The organism is Nostoc sp. CCY 9925 (genome assembly GCF_963920935.1).
Classification (GTDB): Bacteria; Cyanobacteriota; Cyanobacteriia; order Cyanobacteriales; family Nostocaceae; genus Nostoc.
The window spans coordinates 14825-31625 of sequence record NZ_CAWUDO010000092.1; the positions used below are offsets into that span (position 1 = coordinate 14825).

22 protein-coding genes are annotated in these 16801 nt (G+C 47.2%); all 22 read left to right on the top strand.

Going from position 1 to position 16801, the window contains the following annotated elements:
* Positions 1-34: 34 nt before the first annotated feature.
* The 22 genes from ACM0OY_RS31340 (at position 35) to ACM0OY_RS31445 (ending at position 16333) form a co-directional block, all read left to right on the top strand.
* Entirely contained in the window at positions 35-616 is a 582-nt protein-coding gene (locus ACM0OY_RS31340) for an ester cyclase (RefSeq protein WP_414572670.1), read from the top strand.
* 162 nt (positions 617-778) lie between these two features.
* Positions 779-1606 carry an SDR family oxidoreductase gene (locus tag ACM0OY_RS31345; protein ID WP_414572671.1) on the top strand — a complete coding sequence of 276 codons (828 nt, stop codon included), beginning with the start codon at positions 779-781 and terminating at the stop codon, positions 1604-1606.
* 70 nt (positions 1607-1676) lie between these two features.
* Positions 1677-1817, top strand: a complete 141-nt coding sequence (locus ACM0OY_RS31350; protein ID WP_414572672.1) for an SDR family oxidoreductase — start codon at positions 1677-1679, stop codon at positions 1815-1817.
* Positions 1798-2790, top strand: coding sequence for an NAD(P)/FAD-dependent oxidoreductase (locus ACM0OY_RS31355; RefSeq protein WP_414572673.1), 993 nt, complete (start codon positions 1798-1800; stop codon positions 2788-2790). Before ACM0OY_RS31350 ends, ACM0OY_RS31355 begins: the two co-directional genes overlap by 20 nt.
* Positions 2791-2867: 77 nt before the next feature.
* Entirely contained in the window at positions 2868-3119 is a 252-nt protein-coding gene (locus ACM0OY_RS31360; protein ID WP_414572674.1) for a hypothetical protein, read from the top strand.
* Positions 3116-5035 (top strand): alpha/beta fold hydrolase, encoded by a 1920-nt coding sequence (locus ACM0OY_RS31365; RefSeq protein ID WP_414572676.1) that lies wholly within the window; start codon positions 3116-3118, stop codon positions 5033-5035. Before ACM0OY_RS31360 ends, ACM0OY_RS31365 begins: the two co-directional genes overlap by 4 nt.
* A 144-nt stretch (positions 5036-5179) precedes the next feature.
* Complete coding sequence (locus tag ACM0OY_RS31370) at positions 5180-6379, top strand: ScyD/ScyE family protein (protein ID WP_414572677.1); 1200 nt, start codon at positions 5180-5182, stop codon at positions 6377-6379.
* Positions 6380-6413: 34 nt separating this feature from the next.
* Positions 6414-6983 (top strand): DUF981 family protein, encoded by a 570-nt coding sequence (locus ACM0OY_RS31375; RefSeq protein WP_414572678.1) that lies wholly within the window; start codon positions 6414-6416, stop codon positions 6981-6983.
* Between the two features lie 50 nt (positions 6984-7033).
* Entirely contained in the window at positions 7034-7912 is an 879-nt protein-coding gene (locus ACM0OY_RS31380) for a dioxygenase (protein ID WP_414572679.1), read from the top strand.
* 17 nt (positions 7913-7929) lie between these two features.
* Positions 7930-8394: a lipocalin-like domain-containing protein gene (locus ACM0OY_RS31385; RefSeq protein ID WP_414572680.1), complete on the top strand. Its 465-nt coding sequence runs from the start codon at positions 7930-7932 to the stop codon at positions 8392-8394.
* A gap of 369 nt (positions 8395-8763) precedes the next feature.
* A complete protein-coding gene (locus ACM0OY_RS31390) occupies positions 8764-9657 on the top strand; it encodes a pirin family protein (RefSeq protein ID WP_414572681.1) in 894 nt (297 codons plus the stop codon).
* Positions 9650-10063 carry a hypothetical protein gene (locus tag ACM0OY_RS31395; RefSeq protein ID WP_414572682.1) on the top strand — a complete coding sequence of 138 codons (414 nt, stop codon included), beginning with the start codon at positions 9650-9652 and terminating at the stop codon, positions 10061-10063. Before ACM0OY_RS31390 ends, ACM0OY_RS31395 begins: the two co-directional genes overlap by 8 nt.
* A 48-nt stretch (positions 10064-10111) precedes the next feature.
* Positions 10112-10183, top strand: a complete 72-nt coding sequence (locus ACM0OY_RS31400) for a hypothetical protein (protein WP_414572691.1) — start codon at positions 10112-10114, stop codon at positions 10181-10183.
* Positions 10184-10242: 59 nt separating this feature from the next.
* Positions 10243-10908: a hydrolase gene (locus ACM0OY_RS31405; RefSeq protein ID WP_414572683.1), complete on the top strand. Its 666-nt coding sequence runs from the start codon at positions 10243-10245 to the stop codon at positions 10906-10908.
* 133 nt (positions 10909-11041) lie between these two features.
* The gene (locus tag ACM0OY_RS31410; protein WP_414572684.1) at positions 11042-11272 is read left to right on the top strand and encodes an AraC family transcriptional regulator; all 231 of its coding nucleotides are present in this window, start codon (positions 11042-11044) and stop codon (positions 11270-11272) included.
* A gap of 38 nt (positions 11273-11310) precedes the next feature.
* Positions 11311-11679: a cupin domain-containing protein gene (locus ACM0OY_RS31415; protein WP_414572685.1), complete on the top strand. Its 369-nt coding sequence runs from the start codon at positions 11311-11313 to the stop codon at positions 11677-11679.
* A 196-nt stretch (positions 11680-11875) separates the two neighbouring features.
* Positions 11876-12604, top strand: a complete 729-nt coding sequence (locus ACM0OY_RS31420) for an alpha/beta fold hydrolase (RefSeq protein WP_414572686.1) — start codon at positions 11876-11878, stop codon at positions 12602-12604.
* Between the two features lie 73 nt (positions 12605-12677).
* Positions 12678-14234 carry a GMC family oxidoreductase gene (locus tag ACM0OY_RS31425; protein ID WP_414572687.1) on the top strand — a complete coding sequence of 519 codons (1557 nt, stop codon included), beginning with the start codon at positions 12678-12680 and terminating at the stop codon, positions 14232-14234.
* A complete protein-coding gene (locus ACM0OY_RS31430; RefSeq protein WP_414572688.1) occupies positions 14212-14655 on the top strand; it encodes a hypothetical protein in 444 nt (147 codons plus the stop codon). The genes ACM0OY_RS31425 and ACM0OY_RS31430 overlap by 23 nt, the downstream gene beginning before the upstream one ends.
* Positions 14636-14881, top strand: a complete 246-nt coding sequence (locus ACM0OY_RS31435) for a UBP-type zinc finger domain-containing protein (protein WP_338421223.1) — start codon at positions 14636-14638, stop codon at positions 14879-14881. Before ACM0OY_RS31430 ends, ACM0OY_RS31435 begins: the two co-directional genes overlap by 20 nt.
* A gap of 70 nt (positions 14882-14951) precedes the next feature.
* A complete protein-coding gene (locus ACM0OY_RS31440; protein ID WP_414572689.1) occupies positions 14952-15890 on the top strand; it encodes a DUF5996 family protein in 939 nt (312 codons plus the stop codon).
* 65 nt (positions 15891-15955) lie between these two features.
* Positions 15956-16333, top strand: coding sequence for a nuclear transport factor 2 family protein (locus ACM0OY_RS31445; RefSeq protein WP_414572690.1), 378 nt, complete (start codon positions 15956-15958; stop codon positions 16331-16333).
* The last annotated feature ends 468 nt before the right edge of the window (positions 16334-16801 follow it).

Consider the following 16801-nt stretch of genomic DNA (forward strand, 5'->3'; position numbering starts at 1 on the left):
CACTTTAGATAGATAGAACCAGGAGTATTTAATCATGGTCAAAGAACAAACTGTAGACGGACAAGCAAATTTACAAGCAACTACCAATTTGACACCAGCCCAGGAGTCTTTGCAAGCAGTTTGGGAAGAGCATTTACAGTACGAGTTTGGCACTCACAGTACTGAAGATGCCCTCGCTACGATGGTTGAAGATGCTTACGTTAACCACATCCCAGTAATGACTGGGGGAGTCGGGAAACCAGCACTGCGCGAGTTTTATTCCAAATACCTCATTCCACAGATGCCACCGGACACGGAGTTGATCCTAATCTCGCGCACGATCGGGACAGATCAACTCGTGGATGAAATGGTGGCTAAGTTCACTCATACTGTTTGGATGGAATGGATATTACCCGGCGTTGCTCCCACCGGAAAACGGGTGGAAGTGCCAGTAGTAGCGATCGTCCAGTTCCGTGACGGCAAACTAGCCCATGAGCACATTTACTGGGATCAGGCAAGTGTATTGGTTCAAGTCGGCTTGCTCGATCCGGGTACACTTCCCGTCGTGGGCGTTGACAGTGCGCGTAAGGCGATCGATCCCAACTTACCTTCAAACACACTAATCGATCGCGACTAAATGTAAGAGCCAGCAAATATCAATGCCTAAACCTGCCATTTTGCAATCAGGATCGTACTCATCCTGGTTGTAGGAGGTGCTTCTTATTGCTGACCCCTACACGTATTGCTCATTGAGTTTTTGACAAAGTGACACAGCCATTCACAACAAGAGGTAACTATCATGATGCTGAAAGACAAGGTTGCTTTGGTGACTGGCGGAACATCGGGCATCGGTCGAGCAACCGCGATCGCTTATGCCAAACAACAAGCAAAGGTGGTTATTGTGGGTCGTCGAATTGATGAAGGTGAAGAAACGGTTCGATTGATTACGAAAGCTGACGGAGAGGCTATTTTTGTGCAAGCAGATGTCACGAAAGAAGCCGATGTTAAAGCAATGGTTGACAAAACGGTTGACGTTTTTGGTCGGTTGGATATTGCCTTTAATAATGCAGGAATGGGCGGCGAAAACCCCTCATTGATTGAGCAAACAGAAACTGAATATGACCGCACGATGAACGTCAATGTCAAAGGCGTTTGGTTGTCGATGAAATATGAAATTGCTCAGATGTTGAAACAAGGAAGTGGTGCAATCGTCAATATGGCATCTGCGTTTGGAGTCGTTGCACTTCCTAACGTACTCCTCTACACCGCAAGCAAACATGCGGTAGTAGGCTTAACAAAAGCTGCTGCACTCCAATATGCCAAAGCGGGTATTCGTATCAATGTCGTGGCACCAGGGTCAATCAAAACAGATATGTTTGAAGCTGCTGCACTCCAATATGCCAAAGCGGGTATTCGTATCAATGTCGTGGCACCAGGGTCAATCAAAACAGATATGTTTGAAGCCGCTACAGATGAAGCCAAAGCTTACTTGGCAGGACTTCACCCGATCGGACGAGTTGGAACACCGCTTGAAGTTGCAAATGCAGTCCTGTTTTTATCATCTGACATGGCATCGTTCGTAACAGGTGAAACATTGATGGTAGATGGTGGCTATGTAGCGCAGTAGTCGAATGACAGTGCGAAATGTTGCGACCAAGTGGCGATCAACATCAATATGAATCCTACAGACAGCGACTTTGCCGCAGACTAAGATGACTGCCCTCGGTCGCTATGGACAGGATGACGAGGTTGCTGGCATGGTCTCTTATCTCGCCAGTTCTGAAGCTGATTTTGTTACGGGTGCAAGTCTCAAAATTGATGGCGGCTATACCGCTTGAACAACAGGTAATCCAGATCTGCAACCACTACAGCAATCCTAAACAGAAAAAGATGATGAACCAAAACAAAGAGATTTACGAGTGCGTCATTGTCGGTGGCGGTTCCGCTGGACTCAGTGCGGCACTGCTTTTAGGCAGAAGTCGCCGTCGCGTGTTAGTCTGCGACAAAGGGAATCCGCGTAACGCTCCCGCACACGAGTCGCACAGTTTTTTTACCCGCGATGGCATCAGTGCACATGAACTTTTGAGCATCGGGCGCGACCAACTCAAACCTTATAAAAGCGTTGAATTTCAAGCGATCGGGGTCAAGGAAATCAACCCATCCGGCAATCAATTTGAAGTTGTATTTGAGGATGGCACGATAAAAAAAACGCGCAAAATTTTGCTGGCTTTCGGGGTAATGGATGAATTTCCAGCTCTCGAAAACTTTGGTGATTTCTGGGGCAAAAGCGTGTTTCATTGTCCCTATTGCCATGCCTGGGAAGTGCGCGACGAGCCGCTTGCCATTGTTGGAAATGGCGAAACGGGCATCGAAATGGCGGCATTGCTGAAAAATTGGAGTGCTGATTTAGTCCTCTGCACCAACGGCAAAGCCGATCTAACTGCTGATCAAAGGACACTGTTGGAAAACCACAAAATCCTTGTCCGCGAAGAGAAAATTATCCGACTTGAAGGCGATAATGGACAATTAGAAAACATCGTTTTTGAGACAAACGAGAAAATTGCGCGTCGCGGAATACTGATCCGACCAAAGCAAACACTCCGTTCAAACCTAGCTGAAAAGTTAGGCTGTGAGTTGAATGAATTTAATTTAATCAAGACGACCAATGTTTTTAACGAAACTAGCGTCAAAGGCGTTTATGCGGCAGGTGACATCACTTCACCGATGCAAGTGATCGTCGCTGCTGTTTTTCAGGGTAGCGTTGCTGCTAGCGGCTTAAATCACTCTCTGATTATGGAAGATTTCGTCTAAATTAAGGTAATTCAATCTTCATCAGAACAAGCATCGTGGCTGGTCTAGTTTCATAGACCAAGAGAGTAGGGAAAGTCATGCATGTTAATTACATATTAAGTCTAAAGAGCGATCTAATGATGCAGTCTTTGTGGTGGTGGGTTGGTAGCGCAGTAGTCGCTCGGCAGTGCGAGATGACAACACTTGCAGGCAAAGTTGCACTGGTAACGGGCGGTTCTCGCGGGTTAGGGGCGGCGATCGTAGGGTCTGCGAAAGGTGTGCAAGATTCCAAATCTGAGCGTCGAAGCTCAGTCGGAAGAAAATCAAAAACAGAGAGAATTGTACGATGAAAATACGCTACGGGTTTCGACAGGTCGGCGATGTCGAAGTGTTCTACCGCGAGGCGGGGTCAAGCAATGCGCCAGTGATACTGCTGTTGCACGGCTTTCCGACCGCTAGCCACATGTTCCGCAACCTGATCCCTCTGCTTGCCGATCGCTTTCGGCTCGTCGCGCCGGATCTGCCTGGTTTCGGACAGACTAAGGCACCGCCACGCGGGATGTTCGACTATACGTTCGACCACCTTGCCGACGTAATCGAGGGCTTCGTCGATGCTTTGTCGCTCGATCGATACGTACTCTACATCTTCGACTACGGTGCGCCAGTAGGTCTGCGTCTGGCGATGCGCCATCCTGAACGGATATCTGCGATTATCTCGCAGAACGGCAACGCCTACCTTGAAGGTTTCAGTGATGAATGGGGATCGTGGGAGACCTATTGGCGCGAACCGAGCGCAGCGAACCGGGAAGCTTGCCGCTCCTCGCTCACGCCAGACACAATCCGGAATTGGCAGTACGGTATCGGAGCCGATCCAAACCTTTTGTCGCCCGACGGCTACGAACTCGACATCGCCTACATGGGGCGAGCGGGCGCGGAGGAGATCCAGCTCGATCTGATCCTCGATTACCGCAGCAACGTCGCGCTCTATCCAGCCTTCCAGTCCTACTTTCGTGAGTACCGTCCGCCGCTTCTCGCCGTCTGGGGTCGTCATGATCCGGCGTTTCTGCCCGCTGGTGCTGCCGCTTATCAGCGAGATCTCCCGGATGCAAAGATTCATCTGCTCGATGCCGGACATTTCGCGTTGGAGACCCATGCGGAGGAGGTAGCAACGTTGATCCGCGCGTTCCTCGACAGCACGATCGATTCCACGCTGCGTCTTGAAAGGGAGAACTTACTTACGCTGAGTGGTATCAAAATTCCGTCACTGTTTATTCTAAATCAAGGAGAGTTGGCACAGATGGAATCTATGAAAGCAGCCGTATTAACTGCGTTTGGTGATGCTGAGAAGTTTGAGATTCAAACTGTTCCCACACCAACACTGAAGGCGAATCAGGTGTTAGTCAGAGTTTGTGCAACCTCGATTAACCCGGTCGATTACCAAACTCGTCGTGGTGATTACAAGGAACTGGTTCAATTGCCCGCCATCCTTGGAGTCGATGTTTCAGGGGTGATTGAGGCAATTGGCGAAGCTGTGACTGATTTCAAGGTGGGAGACAACGTGTATTACTCGCCGCAAATTTTTGGAGAATTCGGTAGCTACGCTCAGTATCATGTGGCTGATGCAGCGATTGTTGCATTGAAGCCTGCAAATCTATCGCACATTGAAGCAGCTTCTTTTCCGCTTGCAGGCGGAACTGCTTGGGATTGTCTAGTGACTAGGGGCAATCTACAAGTTGGTGAAACAGTTCTCATCCATGCGGGTGCGGGTGGAGTGGGTTCGATCGCAGTTCAACTCGCCAAAGCGATCGGGGCATACGTTTTTGCGACGTGTAGTTCTAGGAACCGAGATTTCGTGACAGAACTGGGCGCAGATCGAGTGATTGATTACAAAAATGAAGATTACGTAGAAGTCATTCGTCAAGAAACAAATGGACTGGGTGTGGATTTAGTTCTAGATACGATCGGTGGAGAAACAATTCAGCGTAGTCTAGAAATCATTCGTTCCTTTGGTAGGCTTACAAGCATTGTAGACATTGCAATACCGCAATCGCTTCTTGAAGCATGGGGTAAAAATCTGACGATTCATTTTGTTTTTTCACCCCAGTACCGAGCAAAATTAGAGGCTTTGACGAAACTCATCGAGCGTCATCAGCTTCGTCCAGTGATTGATTCAGTATTTTCTTGGGATCAGGTCGTTCTGGCACATCAGCGTCTAGAGCAGGGAGGAACACGGGGCAAAATTGTGCTGAAGTTTACAGAAAATTAGACCAGCTTTTATGAAATAGATGCTGTTATGAAAAAGTATTTCTGAAGCCAAAACTGGGGCTACAAAGCAATGCGACAGGCATTTTTGCTTCAGTTTTTGTCCGCTACTGAGGATAGAGCATCGTAAATTCAAAGGAGGAAAATTATGTCTGCAACAGTAAAAACGCCACAGATATCGCGAATTGAAGTGCTGGCATCCGGTCTGGATAGTCCACGTAAGCTGAACTTTGGCCCTGATGGGGCACTTTATGTTGCCGAAGCAGGACGAGGGGGGACAGGTGCCAGTATTCCATCTCCAACTCAACTGGGCGCGTCTCTATTCTATGGTGCAACAGGTGCAATTACCCGGATTCAAAACGGTGTTGTAAAACGAGTCGTAACTGGACTACCATCGCTGGCATTACCCGATGGATCGGATGCAGCAGGTGTGAATGACATTGAGTTTGATGCCTATGGAAACGCCTATGCGATCATTGGTCTTGCTGGTAATCCAGCTAATCGAGATAACCTTCTACAAGTTCCTGATTTTAGCCAGTTGCTCGCGATCAATAACTTTGATGGTGGTGCTTCCTGGACAAGATTGAGCGATTTTGGTGCTTATGAACAAAATAACAACCCTGATGGGCAAAACGTAGACACCAACCTCTATGACTTGTTGATTGCAGATAATATAGCCTATGTCGTAGATGCAGGTGCCAATACTTTGCTCTCTCAGCGAGCCTTTGGTGGCGAACCGACTTTAGAAACCGTCTTTCCAACTCGTACCACTACTGATCCACTCACAGGTGAAGCCGTGGTGCGGCAGCCTGTCCCTACCTCAGTTACCGTTGGCCCTGATAACGCTCTCTATGTTGGCGAATTGACTGGGTTTCTTTTTCAAGCAGAAACTGCACAAGTTTATCGCATCAATGCTGAAGGTCAACCGGAAGTCTATGCAGGGGGATTTACGCATATCGCCGATCTAGCCTTTGATAAATTTGGCGGTCTGTATGTCCTGGAATATGATGCGGATGGAATCTTGAATGGAAGTGACGCAGGTGCCCTAATTTATGTGTCTCCAGATGGTAAAACTCGCACCACGATCGCGGATGATGAGCTAATTAATCCGACAGGTCTAGAAATCGGTTCTGATGGTGACATTTACATTTCCAACAAAGGCTTTATCGCAGGACAAGGAGAGGTGCTGCGGTTGAGTTTAGAGAAGGATATAACCTTCGGTTGTGCTCCGCCGTATGACCTGGTGAAGCACTGCATAATGGCGATCTCGGCAGATAGCGATCTGGCGAATGTCTACCATCCTCTGTTGAGTCATTCGTTTCCTGTCCAGTCATATTCAGGAGCTTGAACGGTGACAAAACCGAACATTTGCAGGAGGTCTAATGTTTATCGATTACCTTACACTCATGCTGATTAATCTATCGGCTGGACTCGCTCTGTTAGCTGCCTATGTATATTTTGGTCTTAGTAGTTCAAATCAGAAACGCTGGATTCCAGGCTTTGGTGTAGTCGGCGCGATCGCTTTAGTCACTGGCTTACACATGACTTTTACCTGGCCCATTATTGGTAGTTTCAATGTTGCCTTTGGTGAAACAACTGTTCTGTTTGGCATTTTGTTTGTAGGAACTTCCCTAACTCTGGCAATGGGTTGGGAATTATTTACCCTGGGCATTTATGGATTCTTTGCAGGACTGGTATCGCTTCTAATTGGCTTTCGCATCATAAACCTGGGAATAACACAACTTCCTTTGCTGTCAGGAATTGGGTTCATTCTCGTTGGCTTAGGAGGAATTTTTTCTGTACCAACCCTCTCTCTCAAATCAACCCGGCTCTTGCGAACTATTGGAGCAATTGTGTTAAGTGTGGCAGCTCTCATCTTTGCTTATATCGGATTGACTGCCTACTGGGCGCATCTTGCGGACTTTTCAAAGTGGACACCCCTGCCAAGATAGTCGCCGTAAAACAACCATCATTAATCACATAACTAAAAAGGAGTTTGATCGTGCAGAACATCACACTTGACACTATCACTGAAGCCGTCATTAATCATGGCGATCGCGGCAAATCTCACCCACGACTGTATGAAATTTACACGAGCTTGGTTCGACATTTGCATGACTTTGTGCGTGAGGTGAATCTGACTGAATCAGAGTTGCAGCAGGGACGTAATTTTCTCAACCGGGTCAGTCATCACACTCAGGAGATTCCTGCTGGAGAAATGCAGGCGTTAACAGATCTACTCGGAATCTCAGAGTTGGTAGAATTACTGCACGATAAGCATCGCGGTACAGAAAGCAATTTAGAAGGACCTTTGTATGTGCCGAATGCACCAGAACGGCAGATGGGCGATCGCTTGGGTATTGATACAGAAGGAGATTCGCTTTTCCTGTCAGGCAGGGTTTTAGATTTGAACGGTCAACCGATCGCCAATGCTCTGATTGATGTTTGGCAACCCAATTCCAAAGGATTATATGATGTCCAAGAGCCGTCTCAGCCCTTGGGGAATTTTCGCGCACGTTTCAAAACGAACAAGAGTGGAAAGTATATGTTTGAAACCGTCGTGCCACTAGGTTACAAAGTGCCAAGCAGTGGTCCATCTGGCGAGTTGCTGGGACTCTTGGGACGGCATCCCTGGCGGGCGGCTCACATCCATTTCAAACTCAGTGCTCCGGAGTACACTCCACTGACAACACAAATTTTTATTGCTGGCGATCCTCACCTGGATTCAGATACAACCTTTGCCGTGCGATCGGCGATCGTTGAATTACAAAAGCACGAAGCGCTAGACGAACTCAAGGCACACAATCAAAGTAAACTGTTTTACACGACTGAGTTTGATTTTGTGTTGAAACCCGCTACTCTCTCTAGCAGAGAATTATAAAGCAACGGTTGCACACTATGTATACACCATCAATCCAGAACAATCCGCTAATTGGCATTTGGAAGTTAATTTCTGCAACCGCCATTTATGCTGATGGAACGGTGACTCCAGACGTGTATGGAACTCATCCGGTTGGCTACATCACTTACACATCAGATGGTCACATGATGGTGATGTTTTCTAGGAGCGATCGCTCAGCGCTGAGTCAGGAGGTCAGATCGCCCCTGACTCCCCAGATGCAATCTTTACCCGTGGAAGAGCTTGCTCAAGCATTTACAACATTCAATGCTTACGCTGGAACTTATACGTTGAGTGGCAACACAGTAACTCACCAGATCAAAATTGCATCAATTCCTAATCGCGTTGGTACAACGTTAGTTCGCACCTTTACTCTTAATGAGAGCCGACTAACGCTCGTGACGCCGCCAGTCTTGAGTGATGGTGTTGAAGCGGTTTTTGAGCTGCTGTGGGAACGCATATAGCAAGGGAAGTTCGTTGTCGATGACGAAGTAGAGGCAAGTACGATCGCTTTTCACTCACTGAAAACGTCGCTATCTCGGTTATCTCGACGGACGAAACTGGCTCACTGGCGAACGATCGATTGCCGCTCCCTACCTGTCCGTCATTCTGCGCTGGGCGATCAACACTCAGGCTGGTTGTCATTCCCGGCGGGCCGCACGCCATTAACTGGACTCACCCCGATCAGATCAATCCCCTGTTGCTGGACTTTCTTCAGCAGGAATAATCAGCGATCTGCTGCATTTCTGGCTTGCGAAAAAACTCTGTGATTCACCCCGTTGATTCAGGCTCAAATGATACACATACTTGTCTAGTTTTGAAGAGGCAATTCTATGACTGTCCCCACTCAAACGTCTCGAACCGTTGCCGGAGTAATCAACAGCGTTGAAACACTCGAAGGGGCTGGATTTCTTGTACGTCGGCCCTTTCCCAAAAGTAGCTTCTCTGAATTTGACCCGTTTCTCCTCCTCGACGAGTTGGGGCCGATTAATCTAAAGCCGGGTCAGGCAAAAGGTGCACCCGATCATCCGCACCGGGGCTTTGAAATCGTCAGCTATGTCTTGGATGGACGGTTAGAACACAAAGATTCTGCGGGGCACTCCGGGCTACTAAATCCAGGTGATGTCCAGTGGATGACAGCAGGTGCCGGGGTTGTGCATTCCGAGATGCCGGAGTCAATGTTTACCCAAACTGGTGGACGGCTCCACGGCATTCAACTATGGGTCAATCTGCCACAACGAGACAAAATGATGCCACCCCGCTATCAGGAAATTCCAGCGGCTCACATTCCGGTAGCTCAAACCGAAGATCGGTCTGTGACGGTGCGGGTGATTGCGGGAGAAGCGTTAGGGGCAAAAGCCGTAATTCAGACGCGCACGCCGATAATCTACCTCCACTTCACACTGCAACCAGGGGCAACGATGATCCAGCCTGTACCCAAAGAGTACAACGCCTTTGTCTATGTACTGGAGGGGTCTGGGTTGTTTGGGACAGAGCCAGCGCCTGGTGATGATGGGCAGATGGTGCTCTTTTCTCAAGATGGAGAAAATGTAGTGATTTCTAACCCTGCTGATGCTCAGCGTCCTCTAGATCTTCTGCTGATTGCAGGTGTACCCCTTAACGAACCAGTCGTGCGCTACGGTCCGTTTGTAATGAACACTGAAGCTGAAATCACCCAGGCGATCAACGACTACCAGGAAGGAAGGATGGGACGGATTGATGCTTAACACATCTCAATATCAAATTAGTCAACATCAACGCTTGAGTGAGTTACGAATCAAACTACTGCGTCTGCACAAGCTTTTACTAGAGACTGAGCGGATTACCTATGAGCAAGTTCGAGGGCACGTTTCTGGAGGTGAATTGCTACAACTGGTGATTAGTCATGAGCAGTTTGCCTGGTTGCATCGACTCTCAGAATTGATTATCCAAATCGATGAGTTGCTTCACGCCGATGAACCTGTTACATCAGAGGCAATTGAAGCGATCGACAGTGACATTCGTACACTGCTCAGCCCCGATGAATCGGGCAATGAATTTGCCATGAAGTATAACACGGCGCTTCAACGCCACCCAGATGTCGTGTTAGCTCATGCAGATGTCGTGATGTTGCTGACCTCTGACAGTATTTAACCCGCTTAACCACAGTCTGGAATTGCTTCGGGAACAGCTTTTGAGGATCTGCCTGAAGATTGGTTCTGTCCAGCCTGTGGCACGAAGAAGGTGAAAAAACTGTGTGATTCACCCCGTTGAGTCAGACTCACACGCTAGGGCGTGTCTGAAAAGTAAACATTGAATGGAGATTTATAGCGATGTCTAAAAATCCAAAAATCGGCTTAGAAGGACTGCTTCGTCCAGAAGATAGCATCCTGGTACTGATTGACCACCAGCCTTACCAGTTCACCAACCTGAACAGCCATGAACCTACGATGATCATTAACAATGTGATTGGTCTTGCTAAATCGGCAAAGTTGTTCAACGTACCCACAATCCTGACCACAGTCATTGAAGAGAGAGGGGGTTACATCATCAAGGGACTACAGGATGTTTTTCCCGATCAAAAACCGATAAACCGCACTTTCATCAATACCTGGGAAGATTCAAACGTTACAGATGTAGTGAAGAAAAGTGGCCGCAAGCAACTTATACTTGCTGCGCTTTGGACCGAGATCTGTCTCGCAATGCCAGCAATCCAGGCGCTGGGTGAAGGTTATGACGTATTCATCGTTACCGATGCTTCGGGCGGTGTTACTGCGGAAGCTCATGACATGGCGGTTCGCCGGATGGTTCAGGCTGGTGCAGTTCCAATCAACTGGATGGCTGTACTTGCTGAATGGCAGCGTGACTGGGCACGCACAGAAACATCTGCGGATGTATCAGAGATTGTTCTTGAGCATGGCGGTGCTAGTGCGGTAGCCCTTGCATGGGAACTTCAGCTCCTTGCAACAACCCCTCCAGTGACCTCAGGTGGACACTAATACTTAAGGTTTCCTCTACGGAAGCAACCAGTAAAACAGGAGACAGTATTTTGAAAAAGATAAAATACTGTCTCCGTCTCAAGCGTTAGTGATTCATCTGTTGCGCCACTATTCTGAGGTCGTACAAATTATCATGCCTGAGAATAGAAGCTTAACTTACAGCCAATTGCAGCAGGCGATCGATTACATTCATGCTCATCTGAATCGTGATTTATCCTTAGCCGAACTAGCAAGTGTAGTTAACATCAGCCCGACTTACTTTGCAAGTTTGTTTAAACGAACGATGGGGATTTCGCCCTATCAGTACGTGATTCAACGGCGCGTGGAACAGGCAAATTTTTCGTCCAAAATTTACAGATTTTGAACTTGCTCCGATTGTGTAATTGCCAACCTAAAAAACGTATGCTGATCCAAAAACTAAACGACTGTGAAGAAATTATCGCTGGAGATGGAACTGTTCTGCGCGAACTGCTTCATCCTGACAAACAAGACATCAACTTGCGTTACAGTTTGGCGTATGCGATCTTGCCTGTTGGCGAAACTTCGATTCCCCATTCTCTAAAGACTTCTGAGGTTTATTACATCATTAACGGTGTTGGCGAAATGTCGATCGATAGCGAAGTTCGTCGCATTGAACCAGGCGATGTGGTTTACATTCCTCCAAATGCAATCCAGTTCCTTCACAACTACGGCGACAAACCCCTTGTTTTCGTTTGTCTAGTTGATCCAGCTTGGCGCAAAGAAGACGAAACGATTTATGCACCAGTCTGATTCATGCAAATCTCACTGCTAGGGATGATCGATCGCGATCTTAGGAAACAAAGCATTAGTGCAAAAGACCGTTGTAACCTACGAACGACTCGATTGTGCTTTCAATAATGTAGGCAATGAGGAACTCTTGAAACCCCTGCATGAACAATCGATCGAGGAGTTTGATTTTCAGATCACATCTACAAGGAGGGATTCTATGTCAACTTTTGTCTTAGTTCATGGCTCCTGGCATGATGGTTCTGCTTGGCAGGCAGTCATTGATCAACTAGAAGCAAAGGGACATCATGCTTTTGCGCCCACGATCGCTGGACATGGCAAAGGCGTGAACAAAAACGTCAACCATGCTCAATGCACGCAATCAATCGTCGATTACATTGTGAGTAAAGACTTAAACGATATCGTTCTAGTCGGACATAGTTTCGGTGGGACAATTATTGCCAAAGTTGCTGAAGCAATCAGCAATCGCATTCGACGACTCATCTTCTTCAATGCCTTTGTCCTCAATGATGGTGAAAGCCTCAACGATAACACCCCACCGCACTCTCAAGCGTTATCCGATCAGCTAGCGAGACAATCGGGCGATCATACGGTGATGCTACCTTTTGAGATTTGGCGAGAAGCGTTTATCAACGATGCTAACCTTGAACTGGCTCAATCCAGTTACGCACAATTATCGACTGAACCGTATCAACCATTGATTGACAAGCTGGACTTGAAGCAGTTTTACTCGCTATCGATTCCTAAAAGTTACCTCTACTGTACAGAAGATAATGTCCTCCCTCAAGGCGAACAGTGGGGTTGGCATCCGAGAATGTCTAATCGCTTGGGGCTATTTCGGTTCGTGCAAATGCCCGGTAGTCACGAGGTCATGTTTTCTAACCCGGTTGGTTTAGCCGAAAAGATTATTGTGGCAGGGCGCGACTAGCAGCAGAATTTGCGATCGCCAACCCACTAATGTCGCCGTCATTCAACAAACAATGACCTGAAAAGGAGAAATTATGACAACTACATACCATCACAGTGCTGCTTTTGATTATATTGTGATTGGTGCCGGTTCAGCAGGCTGCGTTGTTGCCAACCGTCTTACAGAAGATCCTAATACTAAAGTATTGCTGCTCGAAGCGGGTGGTCCTGATACCAAGCCAGAATTTCAAGTTCCCTCATTGTGGCCTACTACACTCTTAGGCTCGGAAGTGGACTGGGCATACTTAACTGAAGGGGAACCTTACTTAAATAACCGCAAAATTTTATCTTCACGCGGTAAAGTCTTGGGCGGCAGCAGTTCGATTAATGGCATGATTTATATACGAGGCAATGAACGTGACTACAATAGCTGGCAAGCATTAGGTAATATTGGTTGGAGTTATCAGGATGTCTTGCCTTACTTCAAGAAATCGGAAAACCAGCAGCGAGGAGCATCGTTATTTCACGGGGTTGATGGACCACTTAGCATCACAGATCCACTCTCTCCTGCAAAAGTGTCGCAACGCTTTGTGGAAGCCGCGATCGCACAGGGCTATGAGCAAAATCCCGACTTTAATGGCGTACAGCAGGAAGGTGCAGGACTTTACCAAGTGACCGTGAAAGATGGCAAGCGCCAAAGTACAGCAGTGGCATTTCTGCGTCCGATTAAAGATCGCCCCAACTTGACCATTCAAACAGGAGCATTGGTGACTCGTTTACTCTTTGAGGGAAAGCGCGCGGTAGGGGTAGTGTATTTTCAAAACGGAACGGAGTATCAAGTTAGGGTCAACTCCGAAGTGATTTTGAGTGCTGGCGCCTTCGATTCTCCTAAACTGCTAATGCTTTCTGGAATTGGACCAGCTGAACATCTGCGGGCAGTAGGCATTCCTGTAGTTTTTGATTTGCCGGGTGTCGGCCAGAATCTTCAAGATCACCCACTTGCTGTTATTGCCTACCAGTCTACTCAGGACGTGCCCCTTGCGCCAAGTAGTAATGGGGGAGAGGCTGGGTTATTTCTGCATACCAACAATAATTTAGATGCGGCGCCTAATTTACAATTTACAATTGTTCCGATTTTATATGTCGATCCTGCCTATGCACGTGAAGGTCCGGGATTCACCTTTTCCTTTTACATCACCCGTCCTGAAAGTCGTGGTAGCGTAAGACTACGTTCCTCCTCCCCCTTCGACCCACCGTTGATTCAGGTCAACTATCTTCAGAAAGAATCTGATATGCAACTGATGGTTGAAGGACTTAAAATTTTGCGTCAAATTGTGTACTCCGATGCATTTAATGAGTTTCGGGGTGAGGAAATTGCTCCAGGGAGTTCCGTGCATAGCGACAAAGCAATCGAAGATTATATTCGGCAAACGTGCGGTACGGGATGGCATCCTGTTGGGACGTGCAAAATGGGTATTGATCAAATGGCGGTTGTCGATCCTCAACTCAAGGTACGGGGGATTGAAGGGTTACGAGTTGTTGATGCATCGATTATGCCAACTATGATCACAGGAAACACAAATGCATCGGCAATTATGATTGGAGAAAAGGCTGCCGATTTGATAAAAGTTGGAACAAAATTGCCTCAATGATGGTGAAAGCCTCAGAGATAGCCTTCCGCCGCATTATCAAGCGTTACTCGACAAGTTAGCGAGAGAATGGGACGATAATACGATAACGATGCCTTTTGAGATTTGGCGAGAAGCATTTCTCAACGATGCTGACCTCGAACTGGCTCAATCCAGTTACGCACAATTATCGCCCCAAGCGTATCAATCATTGATTGATAAGCTGGACTTGAAGCAGTTTTACTCGCTATCGATTCCTAGAAGTTACCTCTACTGTACAGAAGACACTGCCCTCGCTCCGTTAAAGCATCCAGTAGAACACCTTAATTTCCGGTTTCACATCAGCCTCAATCATTCTGTTCACCGTTATCTTCTACCAGGGATACCAAAAAACTATGACCTGCGAACATCTCAACAATCTAACTGTGGAAAACCTGATTTCTAAAGCAGCCTATCCCGTATTTCGTTGTGAAGAGTGCATTAAAATAAATAGCCGCTGGGTACACCTGCGGATTTGCCAAACCTGTGGCAAAATGCTGTGCTGCGATTCTTCTAAGCATCAACACGCTCGTCGTCATTATGAAGCAACCAATCATGCAGTAGTTAGTTCGGCTGAATTGGGGGAGCAGTGGTTATGGTGTTTTGCAGATGAACAGGGAAAAGACTATTGATAGCGATTCTGATTTCATCTAGATTTCCTTCTCATTTCTTCAACATGTTCTCCTCATGTGGGTGATTTTCATGGCTGTTTCTAATCAAAGTACTTCCACTGACATCGTTTGGCCCAGTTTGCCCTTAGCAGCTTGGCAGGATACATATGCAACTCTCCATCTATGGACGCAAGTCATCGGTAAAATCCGGTTGGCACTGGCACCTAAACTCAATCACTGGTGGCAATCTACTCTTTATGTCACACCGCGTGGACTAACAACCGCTTCAATCCCTTGCGGAACTCGTAACTTTCAAATTAGCTTTGATTTTCTCGACCATCAACTACAAATCGACACTAGCGACGGCATTACTAAAAGAATTGCACTGGCTCCTCGCTCTGTTGCAGATTTTTACCAAATGGTGCTAACTACATTAAGCAACATCGGCATCGAAGTCCAAATCTGGACGATGCCGCAAGAAGTGTCAGAACCAATCCCGTTCGATCGGGACTATCAACACGCAGCTTATGATCCAGAATATGCACAACGATTCTGGCAAATTCTTGTGCAAGTCGATCGGGTCATGACCTTATTCCGTTCCCAGTTTATTGGTAAATCCAGCCCTGTACATTTTTTTTGGGGCAGCTTTGATCTTGCTGTGACTCGTTTCTCTGGTCGTCGTGCGCCAGAACACCCAGGGGGAGTTCCGAATATGGCAGATTGGGTCACACGAGAAGCCTATTCACACGAAGTCAGTAGCTGTGGTTTTTGGCCAGGGGGTGGGTCAATTGTGGAGCCTGTTTTTTACGCTTATGCTTACCCTACGCCGGAAGGGTTCCATGATTACCCGATCCAACCCACAGAAGCTTTTTACAGCTCAGAGATGCAAGAGTTTATTCTACCCTATGAAGCCGTGAGACAAGCTGACGATCCAGATGCAATGCTCCTTGCCTTTTTCCAAAGCACCTATGAAGCAGCAGCCAATTTAGGACATTGGGATCGAGTTGCGCTGGAGCATAGTCAAAGTTGAGTGTTGGAACTTATTAAACTCAAATTGGTTAAAACAAAGACAACTTGAATAGAGGAGAAATTCAAATGTCAGACAAAAATAAAGCCATCTTAGAAGAGGCAAACGCGGCGATCGCCCAAGGCAACAATGGAGGATTCTTGTCGTTCTGCGCCGACGACATGGAATGGACATTTGTAGGTGACAAGACCCTTAAAGGAAAAGAAGCCGTTCGCCAATGGATGGCAATGACATACATAGAGCCGCCAAAGTTTAGGGTCGCTAACTTAATCGCTGAGGGTGATTTCGTCACGGCACTCGGCGACATCACCATGAAGGACGAAGACGGGAAGGCGGCTGATTACTCGTACTGCGACATCTGGCGCTTTCGCGGCGATAATATTGTCGAGTTAAGGGCTTTCGTTATCAAAACCGAGGTCAAGGATGAAACCAGCAGCGCGGCGTAAATCATCTGCAAAAGTCAGGATGTATTCTTGCAAAGCAGAAAGTCCGCCGAGTGTTGAAGAAGGCAGAAGGCAGGAGGCAGAGGGCAGAAGGGAAGATTGCAGGGGGATTCAGACCCGCCAGCAATCTAATACCGCCAAAACGAAGTTTGGCAGGGGTCTTAAACCCTTACTTCCTACGGTCGTGGCAGAGGGCAAAGTGCAGTCTTCTTCTGCCTCCTGCCCTCTGCCCTCTGCCTTTCTCGATAATCAAGAATTGCTGTAAAGCCGTGAATTTTTTCGCTTTTACTACGATTTCACTTCGCTTATCGACAATCGTTACTGAACAGAGGAACACCATGAATAAGCATAGTGAATTAAAAGTAAAGGTTACACCTTTGAACATAATTTTAGATATTGGGAAATGCATTGATCTATAGACCTGTCCGAAATATAAATTTAGGTACAAAAAAATGGTAGAAGGAAGATTTG

Bases quoted from the DNA above. Each gene is read 5' to 3' on its own strand.
- ACM0OY_RS31340 (WP_414572670.1), top strand. From the start codon at position 35: ATGGTCAAAGAACAAACTGTAGACGGACAAGCAAATTTACAAGCAACT.
- ACM0OY_RS31345 (WP_414572671.1), top strand. From the start codon at position 779: ATGATGCTGAAAGACAAGGTTGCTTTGGTGACTGGCGGAACATCGGGC.
- ACM0OY_RS31355 (WP_414572673.1), top strand. From the start codon at position 1,798: ATGGCGGCTATACCGCTTGAACAACAGGTAATCCAGATCTGCAACCAC.
- ACM0OY_RS31360 (WP_414572674.1), top strand. From the start codon at position 2,868: ATGCATGTTAATTACATATTAAGTCTAAAGAGCGATCTAATGATGCAG.
- ACM0OY_RS31365 (WP_414572676.1), top strand. From the start codon at position 3,116: ATGAAAATACGCTACGGGTTTCGACAGGTCGGCGATGTCGAAGTGTTC.
- ACM0OY_RS31370 (WP_414572677.1), top strand. From the start codon at position 5,180: ATGTCTGCAACAGTAAAAACGCCACAGATATCGCGAATTGAAGTGCTG.
- ACM0OY_RS31375 (WP_414572678.1), top strand. From the start codon at position 6,414: ATGTTTATCGATTACCTTACACTCATGCTGATTAATCTATCGGCTGGA.
- ACM0OY_RS31385 (WP_414572680.1), top strand. From the start codon at position 7,930: ATGTATACACCATCAATCCAGAACAATCCGCTAATTGGCATTTGGAAG.
- ACM0OY_RS31390 (WP_414572681.1), top strand. From the start codon at position 8,764: ATGACTGTCCCCACTCAAACGTCTCGAACCGTTGCCGGAGTAATCAAC.
- ACM0OY_RS31395 (WP_414572682.1), top strand. From the start codon at position 9,650: ATGCTTAACACATCTCAATATCAAATTAGTCAACATCAACGCTTGAGT.
- ACM0OY_RS31405 (WP_414572683.1), top strand. From the start codon at position 10,243: ATGTCTAAAAATCCAAAAATCGGCTTAGAAGGACTGCTTCGTCCAGAA.
- ACM0OY_RS31410 (WP_414572684.1), top strand. From the start codon at position 11,042: ATGCCTGAGAATAGAAGCTTAACTTACAGCCAATTGCAGCAGGCGATC.
- ACM0OY_RS31415 (WP_414572685.1), top strand. From the start codon at position 11,311: ATGCTGATCCAAAAACTAAACGACTGTGAAGAAATTATCGCTGGAGAT.
- ACM0OY_RS31420 (WP_414572686.1), top strand. From the start codon at position 11,876: ATGTCAACTTTTGTCTTAGTTCATGGCTCCTGGCATGATGGTTCTGCT.
- ACM0OY_RS31425 (WP_414572687.1), top strand. From the start codon at position 12,678: ATGACAACTACATACCATCACAGTGCTGCTTTTGATTATATTGTGATT.
- ACM0OY_RS31440 (WP_414572689.1), top strand. From the start codon at position 14,952: ATGGCTGTTTCTAATCAAAGTACTTCCACTGACATCGTTTGGCCCAGT.
- ACM0OY_RS31445 (WP_414572690.1), top strand. From the start codon at position 15,956: ATGTCAGACAAAAATAAAGCCATCTTAGAAGAGGCAAACGCGGCGATC.